The organism is Pseudomonas sp. H3_A02, from assembly GCF_054671965.1.
Window position 1 is genome coordinate 4,587,100 of the sequence record NZ_CP162807.1, and the last position, 14,110, is coordinate 4,601,209.

Genomic DNA, 14,110 nt, shown 5'->3' on the forward strand with positions numbered 1-14,110 from the left:
TAACTTTACCAACCGTAACTTACTAAGCGTAACTTAAGCATACCTGTCATCAAGACCTCGTGACCAGAAGGAGTTTCGCCATGCATGCACTCATCGTTGTGGCTCACCACGATCCGCGCTCCCTCACTCATAGCCTGGCCGGGAAAATCGCCGAGGGCATCACCCGCGCCAACCCTGCCGATACGTTCGAGATCGCCGACCTGGCTGCCGAAGGCTTCGAGCCACGCTTCAGTTTTGCCGACCACGCTGTGCACCACCGCGAGGCCTTGCCACCCGCGGATGTGCTGGCCGAGCAAGCCAGAATCGACCGTGCCGACGCGTTGGTGCTGGTCTATCCGATTTATTGGTGGTCCATGCCCGCGCTGCTCAAGGGCTGGATCGACCGGGTGTTTTCCAACAGCTGGGCGTTCGATTTCAGCCTCGACAAGCCGTTTATCCAGAAGCTGGGGCACTTGCGGATCCATTTGGTAGGCGTCGGTGGCGCCGATGCCGACAGCTTCCAGCGCCACGGCTACGGTGAGGCGATGACCACGCAAATCGACCATGGCATTTTCGGTTATTGCGGCGCCCAGGTAGTGAGTTCCCAGCGTTTGCTCGACTCGGAAACCGCCGATCCGCAACAACATTTGCAGGCCGCCGATGTTATCGGACAGCGCTTGTTCGCAACGCTCGACGAAAACACCCACGCGCCCGCGACTGTATGTGCCTGAGCTCGGAATTAAGCGCTCAGAGCGCCCGACCATGGGCGGCCGACAGCGTCACGTCACGCCCATAGATATCCGGGATGTACACCGCCTGGCCCTGGCTGTCCGCTTGTACTGTCCAGTACCCCAGCAGGATCGGCACGGGTCGGGCCAGCCTGAATTCATGGGTCGACTCAGTGGCCAGCAAGGTGTCGGTGCGTGCGCGTTCGGCCGGGTTGACCAGCAGGTCGCGCAAGTGCATCACTTGCTCGATCCGCACGCAGCCCGAGCTGAAGGCCCGCGGGCCTTTGCTGAACAACGACTGGCTCGGTGTGTCATGCAGGTACACCGAAAACGGGTTGGGAAAACGGATCGCCATTTTGCCCAACGGGTTCTTCGGACCTGGATCCTGACGCAGCATGAGGTTGCCCGGGTGCTCCCAGTCGATATCCTCCGCCAGCAACGGCAGGCCATCACTGTCGAGGATCCTCAGGTTGTGGCGAGCGAGAAACTCCGGGTCATGGCGGATTTCGGGCAGTTTGTCTTCGCGCATAATGGTCGGCGGAATGGTCCAGGTCGGGTTGAGCGTCAGCCGGGTGACGTGGGATTTGAGCAACGGTGTCTGCCGTTGCGCACGCCCCACCTGGGTGCGGGTTTGCCAGACTGGCGCGCCACCCTGGTAAACCGTCAACTGCGCCGCTGCCACGTTTACCAGGACACTGTCAGTCTCCACGTCCTGGGCCAGCCAGCGCATGCGCTCCAGGTTGATGCGCAACTGCTCGCGGCGCATGGCCGGGCTGATGTTCAGCTCGGTGACGGTCCACGGTCCCACCACGCCATCGGCCTGCAACGAATGCTGGGCCTGGAAACTCTTCATCGCCGCCACCAGCATGGGGCTGTAATGCTCGTCGCTCACCTGCGGCGGCGTACTCAGGTAACCCTCGTTGAACAGTCGTTGGGCCAGGGCGGGGACGCGGGCGTCCTGTTTGTCCGGTTGCAACAACGGCCCACCCGGCACCGCTTGCCATTCGGCAAGAGGCTGTTGCCGCAGCCGGGCATAGAGGCCGCGCAGGTTGCGGTAAAGGTCCAGGTTCGGCCGTGCCTGTTCAAAAGCGTCGGCCAGGTTCTGCCGGCCCAGTCCGGCGATGGCCAGCACCACGGCCGGGTGATCCTGGGGCGGTGGGTTGGCCTTCCATACCGGTTCCAGCCGATCTTGAGGCAGGTAGCCGAAACGCAGGTCATGCAAGGCTTGCAGGTAGCGCTGGCTGATGGCGATGTCGGCACAGTGAGTGGCCTGGACTGCCCCCTCGACCGGCAGGTTATAGCGGGCCGGATCCAGGCCGTCATCGGCCAGTTGTTGCAACTGGACCTGCAACGCCGCCCGTCGTTCGTCGTCCGCCCAGACTGCCTGGCCTGCGTTTTGCTGATAGAACGCCTGCAAGTCGAGCAACGTCGGAAAGTCGGCACCCACCGCGACGTCCGGGCACGCAACCACCCATTGCGCCAGGGTGGTCTGCACCAGTGCCGGATCGCTGTCTTCGGCTGTGGCGACCAATGGCGCAGTGAGCAATAAAAGGCTCAGGTAACATGCGGACTTTTTGAACAACTGCTTTACTCCAATCCATGGCCGTCTCGTTGACGGTGAATTTTGCGACAGGTACGACCCGCCATCATGCAGACAAACGAAATCGGACGGGATGCCGCGAACGAACACCACGTTGGAACCCCTTCGCCTGTATCGGGCTTTTTGCGCCGATTCTGCCTGGTCATGCTGGGCCTTGGCATCATTTGCAGCCCGGCGCTGGCCGAAAAAAGCCAAAGCCGCAAACGCTTTACCACAGCCTCGCCCAGGCAGCGCCGGAACTCAATCCCCTGGCGCTCAAAAGTGCCTTGAGCGCCATGCAATGCGCGGTCGCCAATGGTGCCGGCCAAGCCCGCCACTTGGCGGTCATCGATTACTCGCAACCCTCCACGGCCCGGCGCCTGTGGATCTTCGACCTGCGCCAGAAGAAGCTGGTATTGCGCGACTTGGTGGCCCACGGTCAGAATTCGGGAGAAAACTTCGCCACGCAATTTTCCAATCGCCTGGGCAGCTATCAATCCAGCCTGGGACTGTTTCGCACCCAGGAAAGCTACCAGGGCACCCACGGCTATTCACTGCGCATGGATGGCCTGGAGCCGGGCTTCAATGACCTGGCCCGTGATCGGGCGATCGTGATCCATGCCGCCGACTACGTGAACCCGTTGTGGAGCGTGCGCCAGGGCCGTATCGGGCGCAGCCAGGGCTGCCCTGCCGTACGCCCGCAAGTGGCGCGCCAGGTGATCGACAAACTCAAGGGCGGGCAATTCATGTTTTCCTGGTACCCGGACCCGGGTTGGCTCAAGCGTTCGGCCTATCTCAATTGCCAGCCACAACAGGTGGCGAGCATTCTGGCCACCAGCGGCAGTTAGTAGTGCCTTTGTGGCGAGGGGATTTATCCCCGCTGGGCTGCGAAGCAGCCCCAATGCAGCAGACTCATTCTTCCTGACACGCCGAGTTGGCAGGTAGGGCTGCTGCGCAGCCCTGCGGGGATAAATCCCCTCGCCACAGATTGCACCTGCTGAAACGCTGGTTAAAATGCCGGCCTTTCGAATCCCTGGCGTTGCTTGAATGAATTGCGTAGCCCTTCAAACCCTTCACGACCATTTGCTGACCGCCCTGGCATCGGTACCGGAAGAAACCCGCCGCCTGCTCCATGGCCGCGGACGCTGCTGGCCGGGCCTGGAGCAGGTCACTGTCGACTGGTTACAAGGGGTGGTGCTGGTCTCGCTGTTCAAGGAACCGGAACCCACGCACCTGGACGGGTTGATCGCGACGCTGCTGGCGCTGACGACATCGCCAGCCTGGCAACACAGCAAGGCCCATACACTCGCCGTGCAGCATCGCTACCTGCCACAAAGTCTCACCCAATGGTTGGTGGGCGAGCCCATTGATGAATGGACCCTGACCGAAGGCGGCCTGCGCTACCGGATCGACCTGGGCAAGAAGCAGAATAATGGCCTGTTCCTCGACATGCGCTACGGTCGCGACTGGGTGCGGGCCAACGCCTGTGGCAAGCGGGTGCTGAACCTGTTCGCCTACACCTGTGGCTTCTCCGTGGCGGCCATTGCCGGCGGCGCGGAGCATGTGGTCAACCTGGACATGTCCCGAGCGGCCCTGAGCCGCGGCCGTGACAACCATCGGCTGAACGACCACGACCTGAGCCAGGTGAGCTTCCTCGGCCACGACCTGTTCAAGTCCTGGGGCAAGGTGATCAACAGCGGCCCGTACGACCTGGTGATCATTGATCCGCCCACCTTCCAGAAAGGCAGCTTCCTGTTGACCAAGGATTACCAGCGGGTGTTGCGCCGCCTGCCGGAACTGCTGGCCGCCCACGGCACAGTCCTGGCCTGCAGCAACGACCCGGCCACCGGCCCGGATTTCCTCATCGACGGCGTCACCCGCGAAGCGCCCGGGCTGGTGTTCGAAGCGCGCCTGGACAATCCACCGGAATTCCCGGATATCGACCCGGCGTGTGGCCTGAAGGCCTTGGTCTTCAGGGCGACAGCGCCTACGGCACCGGCCACCATGCATTGACCAGCCCCATGGTGATCCGCCGCACCAGCGATTCGACCTCCCGGCTCTTGACCGAACGGTAGATCGCCATGGTCCGCCGCAGTTGGTCCTCGTTGAGCATCACCGGCTGGCGTGCGCTCCAATCCACATCCGTCACGGCCTCGAGCCCCACGCCGCGCCAGACGATCCGGTCGCCCTGGGTGACGGGCTCCAATGGGCTGGGCAGGCTGGCGTCCGGCTGCACCAGGTTGTCCAGCATCACTTGCGGCCAACGGGACGGATTCACCGGCTCGCTGAAGGCCTCCACCAGATCGTCATCCAGCGTATCCCAGAAGGCCAGCCCTTCGGACCAATCGCGGGACATCAGCCCCAGGTAGGGCCGCCAGGCCATTTCTCCCACGCGCGGAGTCTGGTCATTGCTGTTGAAGGTGTCCTGGGCATCGCTGAGCCAGTCGATGAATGCCTCACGGGTCATGTGTAGCTGGCGCTGCGCAAGGTCGGGGTAACGCTCCGTCAGGGCATGGTTCCAATAGACGGAATGCTCGACCAGAAACGCTGAAAAGGGCACGCCTCCCCGAACGAGGCGCGCGCGCATCACCGATTCGAAAAAATGGAAATGCATTTCCAGCTCGGCAAGGTCTGGCGTTTGTCGATCCAGGATACGGGCTTGCAGGCGCGTGCGCAGTTGTTGCAGTTGCTGATCGAAATCGCCAATCAGCAGCGGCAGCGGGTCGTGAGTGTTCTCGTAGCCGATGTAGTGCTGCAAGACAGCGGCCGCCCTCTGGCGATCGGCGAAAGACAACCCGGCAGGCGTCCGCTTATCGGTGTTGCGGATGCCAACAGAGAACCAGTCGATGAAACCTCGCATCCCGGGATCGTCGCGGGCAACCTCCAGCGCTCTCTTGAGCGCCGAGGAAAAGTAGAGCCAATCATCGGCGGTGTACTGGAAAGAGTCGGGATATATGGCGCGCAAGCCCTGGATCTGAAGACTGGGCAATGGATTGTCATCGAGCCATACGGCCACCGAGCCCCGATCCGGCAAGCGGTCGAGCGCGGGCAGCAAGTCATCCTGGATAGTGGTGATGCGGTTGCCTCGAAGATCGAGGACGTACAGAGCGGACGGATGCTTGGCCAGCACCGCCAACGCCAGCGGAGGCACCCGATCGAGCCCGCTCCTGGCCACTCCCAGCTCGTACAGGCTCGTCAGCTCTGGCAAATCGGGTAGGTCCCTGCAATTATTTCCGTTCAGGCGTAGCTCCTGCAAACCCGCCGCGGTACGCAGAAATGCACTGCCCTCATCATCCAGGCGCAGGCCACAGCGCGACAGATCCAGCACACGCAAGTCCGGCAACCGAGTCAGCGCCTGCAGCTGCTCGGGTGTGAAATCCAAGTTTTCGGCCCACACCACCTCACGCAACGTCGGCAGTGCGGCCAGGCTGTCAATGGCTGCAATCACGTCCGCACTGGTTCCCATCTGCGGACCGCTACTGATCCCCGTCAGGTCCAGGGCGGCTATTCTAGTGGGTTCAGCACCGGTCAATGGCGCGAAGACATTTGCGTGCAGATGGAGCGGATTGCCTTCCATTGACAGTTCCACCAGCGAACGTAACTCACCTGCCGCCACCGGAATCGTGGTGAGATGATTGCCCTGCAGGTTCAACGTATCGATGTTGGGGAACAATCTCAGGAAGTCTGAAGGGTCCTCGCTAAGGCCCATATGGCTCAGCGCCACCAAACGGACATGCTCGAAACGTGCACTGATGGGAGGCAACCGACCGACGTCCAAAGCCCCTAAGCGTAATGCCACCTCACTACCCTCCAGCCCCGGTTCGGCTTCGCTCCGCCAGGCACGACGCAATTCACTGGCGATGGCATTGCGTTGCCCAAGCAGGGTCTCACGGTCGTACTGCTGTTCGTTAGGGTGGTGGAAACCCTCATGGTCCACCCACTGGCGCAGCCCATCGTCCAGCGTGGTCCATTCGTTTTCCAGCCGGTCCACCAGCTCGCCCAGGCTGATGCCTTGGTGCCCGGCCTGTTCCGTCAGGTTTGCCTGTAGCTGTATGAGACGCTCCCCTCCATGGCTGGGATAGAGGCGCTCAAGACGCTGCTCCAGGCTGCCGCGCCAGTCGTGCAGCGGCAGTCTGCCACGGCCGCTGAGGGGGTACACCAAGTGCCCGTTCAACCATTGCGGCCGCGATCCGACACTGCCCAGGCGCCTCATCGACAGGTAGGGACGCAGGCCTTGCCGGTCCTCCAGGGCCTGTGCAAGCAACTGGGACCGAAGCTTATCCGCCTCCCAGATATTCAAGCCCAGCGCCTGGCGGGCGTCGTCCGATAGCGCCCGCAGCAGCGCATCCTCCAAACTCATGGGGCTTGCCAATTCTTCGCCGGTTTCGTCAAAGGGGCGGTACTTGTCGCCTTCCTGGCGAATGGTTTTCAAGGGGCCATCATCCCCCACCGTTATCGGATCTTGCAGCTCCCGCAGCCAAACACGCAGATGCACGCGACCCTGTAACCGGGGGGCATCGCCCAGCAGGCCGATGACGATGCGATCGCGATCGACAGTGCCTTCGCCCCGCTCCAGGGCGCGCAAGGCACGGGTAAGGCGCAGCTCGCGCAAGGCTTCGGCGCACTGCTTGCCCAGGTTCTCGGCCACCTTGCCTTCCAGCAAGCGCAACCGATCATGACCTGCAACCTCGTGGACCAGCTCGTTGGCGATGGATTCGGACAGGTTCGGGAACGTCCGAATCACCGGGGCAGCCAAGGGATCACGCCCAACCTGACGGGCCATGGCCGCGTTCACTCGCGAGGCGTTGCGCTCCAGGTACCCGGCCCAGCGTCCGGCCAACAAGCGGCTGCGCTCCAGCGGGCGCAAGCCGAAACTGCGTTGGCCGAGCAGCACGTTTTGCTCGTCCATGCTCAGGGTTTCCAGGATGCGGGCGGCCCAGGCGTCGTGCTCCAGGTCCGCTTTGCTCAACCATAGGAAGCGCGTATCGGCGATGTCACCCACCGGGTAGAGCCTCACGCCGTCGTGGTAGCGCAACGTCAAGCCCTCGGGCCACCCCGGTAGATCGACGAGGGTCTGGACGATGCGAAAATGCCTGCCTCCCGGCGCTTCGCCCCGGCGCAGGCGTTCAATGGTGTGCTGCACCCATTGCCAATTCCGTGCTTCATCCAAGGCATCGGCCAATATCGCCGGCATCGGCCGCCCCTGGACTTGCAGGTAGCGCAAATGCGCCTCGCTGATGCCGACCTGCCGTTGCAAGGCCAGGAGTGCGTTGTCATCCAGCTCGGCGGGGGTCTCGGCAAAGGTCCGCAGCAACGCCAGGTTATCGCGCTGCAACGGGTTGCGATGGGCCCACTGCCAGCCGCGGGCACGGCTCCATTCCAGTGGTGGCGTCACACCTTGGTGCCCGGTTGGCAGGCGCAGGTTCAAAGCGTCCTGTGCTCCCTGTACTTCGAAGTAACGATCCTCGATGCGCACCCACGCCTCGTCTTCCGTGCGCCAGACACCCCAGGCGTCCTGCTCGGCCTCCACGGGGGGTAAGCGTTGCGCTTCGAAGGCACTGACGTCGCCATTCCACAGGCGCGTGGTGCCGTCACGTACCGGCATAGGTTCAACAGATCCACCGACGAAGCCGAGGTAGGCGCCTTGAGCGACCCCGAACAACACGTTGAAGATATGCTCGATCCCTTCTTGCGCGTGGCCTTCGTTGAACGCCTGGATGCCTTCGAAGATTTCGTACACCAGGCGCACGCCACCGACCGCCGCGGCGGTCATGCCGATGGGCGCGCAAAATGGGAAGAAGGTCGCGGCAACCATCAGCGAACGCTCGACAAGGCTCTCCCAATAGTCGAGACGAGCCAGCAGCGCACGCCAGTCCTGGTCCCGGGTCGGGACCATCAGCGCCGAAGCGTTGGCCAGAGCATGGCCGCGCCATTCGTGGTAGCAAGCGTGCCAAGGGGCCTCGCGCAGGTCTTTCAGGCCCCAGGCCACCTTGGGCGTGGGTATCCGGATGTACCGTTGATTGCCATCCTCACCCCACTCGCCCTCGCGCCAGCCGGTGATGCGCGCATGAATTTCCTGGAAGAGATTGAGGTTGTCCGTCACCGTCCACTCCACCTGATCGTGCAGCGCCGTGCCCAGGCTGGCCTGCAGACGCAGCGGAAGGTAATGCATCAGGCCCTGGCGATAGCGGCGTTTGCGCAACCGTTCGGTGAGCTCCGCCGACAGCGCCTGCAAGCTGGGGAACTGCTTGAGCGGCGCCTCGGTGTCATGGGGCATGTGCAAGACGACCGGGCGAACACCCTGGGCATCGCCCTTCAGTCCCCAGTACAACCGGACGCTAAACAATGGGGCCGAGAGCAACTCCAGCGCCTTGACCTCACAGGCCAGGGGGGCGACACGCCGGTCTTCGAGATGAACGCCCACATGGGCCAGCAACCGCTCACCGGTTTCATCCAGGCGCCCTTCCAGCTTGGCTTGGTAGGCGTCATAGGCGAGCTGGCTGCGGGCGTACGCCATGTAGGCTTTGGCAATGGCGGGCACCTCATCGGCAATACGAGGCATTTTCTGTTCGAGCAACTGTCGATAGGCCCCGCCCACATCCATGCGGCGACAGAGGCTGGCGAAACGGGCCGGGGGCGTGGCCAGGGTCGCCCTGTCCGACGGGGCGCCCCCTTGGGAGAACTCCCCTCGCCAGCCCTGGATGAACAGTTCGCCCTTGTTATCGAAATCGCTGCCGGCGACGGCGTCGGCGGGAGGGTAATTGCGCATGACCGCTTCGATCACCGAAAGCGAGGGGTCGGTGACGAAGGAACTTCGCCTGACCCTGGCCCGGCGTACCGCGTCTGCCACCGTGCCGGGGCCAATCACCCGGTTCCAATCCTGTACTTCTGGCTGGGTCTTGAGCCGATCGAGGGTGAACGCATAGGGCCCCGGCAGATCACTGAGCAGTGCATTGAGCGCATCACTGTCGCGCTGCAATTGACGGGTGAGCACTTTGAAACGCGTCTGCCGGGCCCGTGTGGCTCGCGTCAACCAGACGGGGAGCCTGGCGCGGATAAAATCGATATGAGTGTCTTGAGTAGACATGATGGACCTCCTTCCTTGGGGTCGAGTGTTCGTTCGAGCGCTAAAGCACGTTAGTTCTGGCGTGGCCGATGCTCTCCAAATCAACGGTGTTTTGATACCGTCCAACCGTTGCAAGGGATTGCGCGTGATGAAGGTCGATCGCCGCTACATCACCAACGTCAACCACGCCGACACCAGCAGCATCACCGCCATGACCCGATTGAACCGCCCCATCGCCACGGCGGAACGGCAGAACCGTGCGGCGCCGCGGCCCAGGTAGGCCCAGACGGTCATGCAGGGGATGGAAATGGCGAAGAACGCCAGGGACAGCCAGAGGACCCGCACGGTCCGGTCGGCCTCGGCCCCCGCAAAGACGCTGACCACCGCCAACGCCATCATCCAGGTTTTCGGGTTCACCAATTGCAACCCGGCCGCCCCCGCCAGGCCCAGGCGCGGGCCTTCCACCGGGCGGTCCGGGTCGATGGCCTGGGCCGGTGCGCGGAAAATCTGCCAGGCCATCCAACTCAGCCAGGCGATGCCCGCCCATGAGAGCAGTGTTTGAAGCGTGGCATGACGCGCCAGCACATCCCCCAGCCCGGTGCCGACCAGAAGCACCAGCAAGGCCGCTGCAGCACAGGCACCGAGGATGATCGGCACGGTGGTTGCCAGGCCGAAGCGCGAGCTATGGCTCAGCACCAGGATATTGGTCGGGCCCGGGGTGATGGAGGCGACAAACGCGAATAGGGCAAACGGCAGTAACTGGTCCATGGAGCGACTTCTCGGTGGATGATCGATCGTTTGATCATCCCTGGGAAGTCGTGGTCAGTCTGGAACAATTGAGCAGCGCTTACGGTAGTCCGCCGGGCTCAGGCGATAGGCGCGCTGGAACCAGCGGCCCAAGTGGCTCTGGTCGGCAAAACCGAGCATGGCCGCCACCGTACCGGCACTCTCGCCAGAAGCCAGCAAACGCCGGGCCCGGGCCAGGCGCAACTGGATCAGATAGGCATGGGGCGCCAGGCCGAAAGCGGCCTTGAACGCACGGCTCAGGCGAAAACGATCCACGCCGGTGACCCGCGCCAGGTCATCCAGGCCGACGTCGTCGCTCAGGTGGCTGTGCAGATAATCCCGGGCTTGCTGCGCCACCAATGGCAACCGCGGGTCGGGGTTGATCCGTGCTCGCCAGTGCAGGTGTTGGGTCAGGTTGGCCAACAAGGTATCGAGGGCCGTTTGGCGCACGATGCGGATCTCCTGCTCATGCAGGCTCTGGAAGGCCAAGGCCGTGGCACTCGCCAGCCGCGCATCGTCGGTCAAGGTGGCGGCGAACCCCAATTGGGCGTTGTCCGGCGCTACGTCGAACAAGGAACGCAACTCGCGCTCCAACCATTGGGGTTCCAGGTACAACGTGCGGTAGGTAAACCCGTGGTCATGGGGCGCGTTGCCGTCATGCAACTCACCGGGCTCAAGCAGGAACACCTTGCCCGGCGTGCTGTTGTGCTGCTGGCGGCGGCAATGAAACTGCTGCACGCCCTGCTCGGTCACTCCCACCAGGTAGGTGTCATGCCAATGGGGATCATAGGCATGACCCTCGAAATGCGCACGCACGGTCTCGATACCGGACGTGGCGTCCTGCTTGAGATCGATCCAGTTGCGCGCTGTCATGCCCTGTCCCGTTTAACGAATGTGCTCTTGGCAGATTAACTGCTGATCAGGAGCGTGTCTGGAAGATTTGTGCAAACCCTGTGGGGAGCGGACTTGCTAGCGAGGGCGCTCAGTCTGTAAATACACAAGTCGACTGACCCACCGCTATCGCGAGCAAGCTCGCTCCCACAGTTTTTTTGTGGTGTTCACAAGATCGGCATTTCCCTGTGAATCTGTGGGAGCGAGCTTGCTCGCGATGAGGCCGGCACATCAAACATCGTCATCATCTGTGAGACCGCCTTCGCGAGCAGGCTCGCTCCCACAGGGTAACTAACTTCACAGACCTGGTTCCGTCGTCAGGCATCCGGAGTGATCACCGGCAATACCGTCTCCACCGCCAAACGAGCCAATTCAGCATCCTGCTCAGCCTTGACCCCAGACACCCCGATAGCCCCAATGCACTGGCCGTCATGGCGGATCGCCACCCCTCCCTCCAGCATGCCCTGCAGATGCGGAGCACTGAGAAACGCGTAGCGACCGCCATTGATCATGTCCTCGAACACCTTGCTGTCGCGCCGGCCCATGGCAGCCGTGCGGGCTTTTTCGGTGGCGATGTAGGCCGATAACGGCGAGGCATCGTCCAGGCGCAGCAGCCCGAGGGGATGTCCCCCGTCATCCACCACACAAACCGACACCGCCCATTGACGCTGGTGAGCCAGCTCCTTGGCCGCCACCAGCAATTGCGCAACGTCCTGCTCAGTGAGTACCGCTTTGGTCTTCATGCATCACTCCGTGTTGTGCAGCAACAAGCCCGCGAGACAATCAGACACCCGCCCAGCAGGTCCAGGAATACTTCGTTCTGCGAACCATAGCGCACCTGCTGCCGTTCATTGAAGCCCTGGATGCCGGCGGCCTATCGGTTTAAATGATCGCCCCAACGACTCATCAATGGATCCACTGAGATAGACAATCGTCAACTTACCCAGCAAAACCGTTGACAACTAAACTAGTTAAGAGAGTTAATGGATCCACAGATAAAAACAACATCCGCCTGGAGATCCGTCATGTACCCCAAAAACGCCTGGTACGTTGCCTGCACCCCCGATGAAATCGCCGACAAACCCCTGGGTCGCCAGATTTGTGGTGAAAAGATGGTTTTCTACCGGGGGCATGCAGGCAAGGTCGCAGCCGTGGAAGACTTCTGTCCCCATCGCGGCGCCCCGCTTTCCTTGGGGTACGTCGAAAACGGCAACCTGGTATGCGGCTATCACGGGTTGGTGATGGGTGGTGATGGCAAGACCGTCGAGATGCCGGGGCAACGGGTACGGGGATTCCCCTGCAACAAGACCTTTGCGGTGCGGGAACGGTATGGCTTCATTTGGGTCTGGCCCGGTGACCAGGCGCTGGCGGACCCGGCACTGATCCATCACCTGGAATGGGCTGAAAGCGATGAATGGGCCTACGGTGGTGGCCTGTTCCACATCCAGTGCGACTATCGCCTGATGATCGACAACCTGATGGACCTGACCCACGAAACCTATGTCCACGCCTCGAGCATCGGCCAGAAGGAAATCGACGAGGCGCCGCCGGTGACCACCGTCGAAGGTGATGAAGTGGTCACCGCCCGGCATATGGAAAACATCATGGCCCCGCCGTTCTGGCGCATGGCCTTGCGCGGCAACAACCTGGCCGATGACGTGCCGGTGGACCGCTGGCAGATCTGCCGTTTCACCCCGCCCAGCCATGTGTTGATCGAAGTGGGCGTGGCCCACGCCGGCAACGGCGGTTATCACGCCGCGCCGCAATTCAAGGCGTCGAGCATCGTGGTGGATTTCATCACGCCGGAAACCGAAACCTCGATCTGGTATTTCTGGGGCATGGCCCGGCACTTCCAACCGCAGGATGAAGCCCTCACCGCGTCCATTCGCGAAGGCCAAGGCAAGATTTTCAGCGAAGACCTGGAAATGCTCGAACGCCAGCAGCGCAACCTGCTGGACCACCCGCAGCGCAACTTGCTCAAGCTCAACATCGATGCCGGCGGCGTGCAGTCCCGGCGGGTGCTGGAGCGCTGGATCGCACGGGAGCGCGAGCCTCAAGCCGGCTTGATCGCCAGCAGTCATCAGCCGCAACCGGCGGAGCAACGGCCATGATCGAAGTCCAGGTCACGGCGCGACACAACGAGGCCCTCGATATCTGTAGCTACGAACTGACCCGTGTCGACGGCGAGCCATTGCCGGCCTTCACCGCCGGTGCCCATGTCGACGTGCACTTGCCCGGTGGGCTGACTCGCCAGTACTCGCTGTGCAATCATCCCGAGGAACGGCATCGCTACCTCATTGGCGTGCTCAAGGACCCGGCGTCCCGCGGTGGTTCGCGCAGCTTGCACGAACAGATCCAGCCCGGCATGCGCTTGCACATCAGCGAACCACGCAACCTGTTCTCGCTTGCTCCCCACGCCCGACGCAGCCTGCTGTTTGCCGGAGGCATCGGCATTACGCCAATCCTGTGCATGGCCGAGCACCTGGCCCAGAGCGGTGCGACGTTCGAGCTGCATTACTGTGCCCGCTCCCGAGACCGTGCGGCCTTTGTCGAACGCCTGCGCCAAGCCCCTTACGCTGACCGGGTGTTTCTGCATTTCGATGAAGAACCAGAAACCCTGCTGGACGCCGCCAGGGTGTTGGCCGCACCCGATAACGACCTGCATCTCTACGTGTGCGGGCCCGGTGGTTTCATGCAGCACGTGCTCGACACCGCCAAGGGCCAGGGCTGGCAGGAAGACCGCCTGCACCGCGAATACTTCGCCGCCGCCCCTACCGACACCCGCGCCGACGGCAGTTTTTCAGTCAAGCTCGCCCGCAGCGGCCAGGTGTTCGACGTGCCGGCGGACCGCAGCGTGGTGCAGGTGCTGGAGAGCCATGGCATCGAGATTCCGATCTCATGCGAACAAGGTGTGTGCGGCACCTGCCTGACGCGGGTGCTGGAAGGTGTGCCGGAACATCGGGACATGTTTCTGACCGAAGCCGAGCAGGCCTGCAACGACCAGTTCACCCCGTGTTGCTCCAGATCGAAGACCCCGATGTTGGTGCTCGACCTCTAACATCTGAACAACACGGAACACTG

At 62.5% G+C, this 14,110-nt stretch carries 9 protein-coding genes and 1 pseudogene; 5 read left to right on the top strand and 5 right to left on the bottom strand.

Translation table 11 applies throughout. The features are described 5' to 3' along the window. The first annotated feature begins 80 nt into the window (after positions 1-80). On the top strand, positions 81-710 hold the full coding sequence (locus AB4N80_RS20160) for an NAD(P)H-dependent oxidoreductase (RefSeq protein WP_122568573.1): 630 nt from the start codon (positions 81-83) through the stop codon (positions 708-710). Positions 711-726: 16 nt separating this feature from the next. Here AB4N80_RS20160 and AB4N80_RS20165 read toward each other — a convergent pair whose 3' ends face one another. Then, positions 727-2,289, bottom strand: a complete 1,563-nt coding sequence (locus AB4N80_RS20165) for a L,D-transpeptidase family protein (RefSeq protein WP_122568572.1) — start codon at positions 2,287-2,289, stop codon at positions 727-729. Between the two features lie 162 nt (positions 2,290-2,451). Between AB4N80_RS20165 and AB4N80_RS20170 the strand changes: the two are divergent. Beyond that, positions 2,452-3,134 (top strand): annotated as a pseudogene (locus AB4N80_RS20170) (murein L,D-transpeptidase catalytic domain family protein). Between the two features lie 199 nt (positions 3,135-3,333). Beyond that, entirely contained in the window at positions 3,334-4,299 is a 966-nt protein-coding gene (locus AB4N80_RS20175; protein ID WP_122568571.1) for a class I SAM-dependent methyltransferase, read from the top strand. On the opposite strand, the gene AB4N80_RS20180 is transcribed toward AB4N80_RS20175, so the two are convergent. From AB4N80_RS20180 to AB4N80_RS20195, 4 genes are all read right to left on the bottom strand, one after another. Further along, on the bottom strand, positions 4,274-9,373 hold the full coding sequence (locus AB4N80_RS20180; protein ID WP_122568570.1) for a dermonecrotic toxin domain-containing protein: 5,100 nt from the start codon (positions 9,371-9,373) through the stop codon (positions 4,274-4,276). The two genes, AB4N80_RS20175 and AB4N80_RS20180, sit on opposite strands and share 26 nt — an antisense overlap. 144 nt (positions 9,374-9,517) lie before the next feature. Next, entirely contained in the window at positions 9,518-10,120 is a 603-nt protein-coding gene (locus AB4N80_RS20185) for a LysE family translocator (protein WP_122568569.1), read from the bottom strand. 54 nt (positions 10,121-10,174) lie between these two features. Then, positions 10,175-11,011: an AraC family transcriptional regulator gene (locus tag AB4N80_RS20190; RefSeq protein ID WP_122568568.1), complete on the bottom strand. Its 837-nt coding sequence runs from the start codon at positions 11,009-11,011 to the stop codon at positions 10,175-10,177. 335 nt (positions 11,012-11,346) lie between these two features. Then, positions 11,347-11,772, bottom strand: a complete 426-nt coding sequence (locus AB4N80_RS20195) for a GlcG/HbpS family heme-binding protein (protein WP_122568567.1) — start codon at positions 11,770-11,772, stop codon at positions 11,347-11,349. A 282-nt stretch (positions 11,773-12,054) separates the two neighbouring features. Here AB4N80_RS20195 and AB4N80_RS20200 point away from each other — a divergent pair, with 282 nt between their 5' ends. Next, a complete protein-coding gene (locus AB4N80_RS20200; RefSeq protein WP_460078477.1) occupies positions 12,055-13,140 on the top strand; it encodes a Rieske 2Fe-2S domain-containing protein in 1,086 nt (361 codons plus the stop codon). Beyond that, a complete protein-coding gene (locus tag AB4N80_RS20205; protein ID WP_460078480.1) occupies positions 13,137-14,087 on the top strand; it encodes a PDR/VanB family oxidoreductase in 951 nt (316 codons plus the stop codon). The genes AB4N80_RS20200 and AB4N80_RS20205 overlap by 4 nt, the downstream gene beginning before the upstream one ends. Positions 14,088-14,110: the final 23 nt, after the last annotated feature.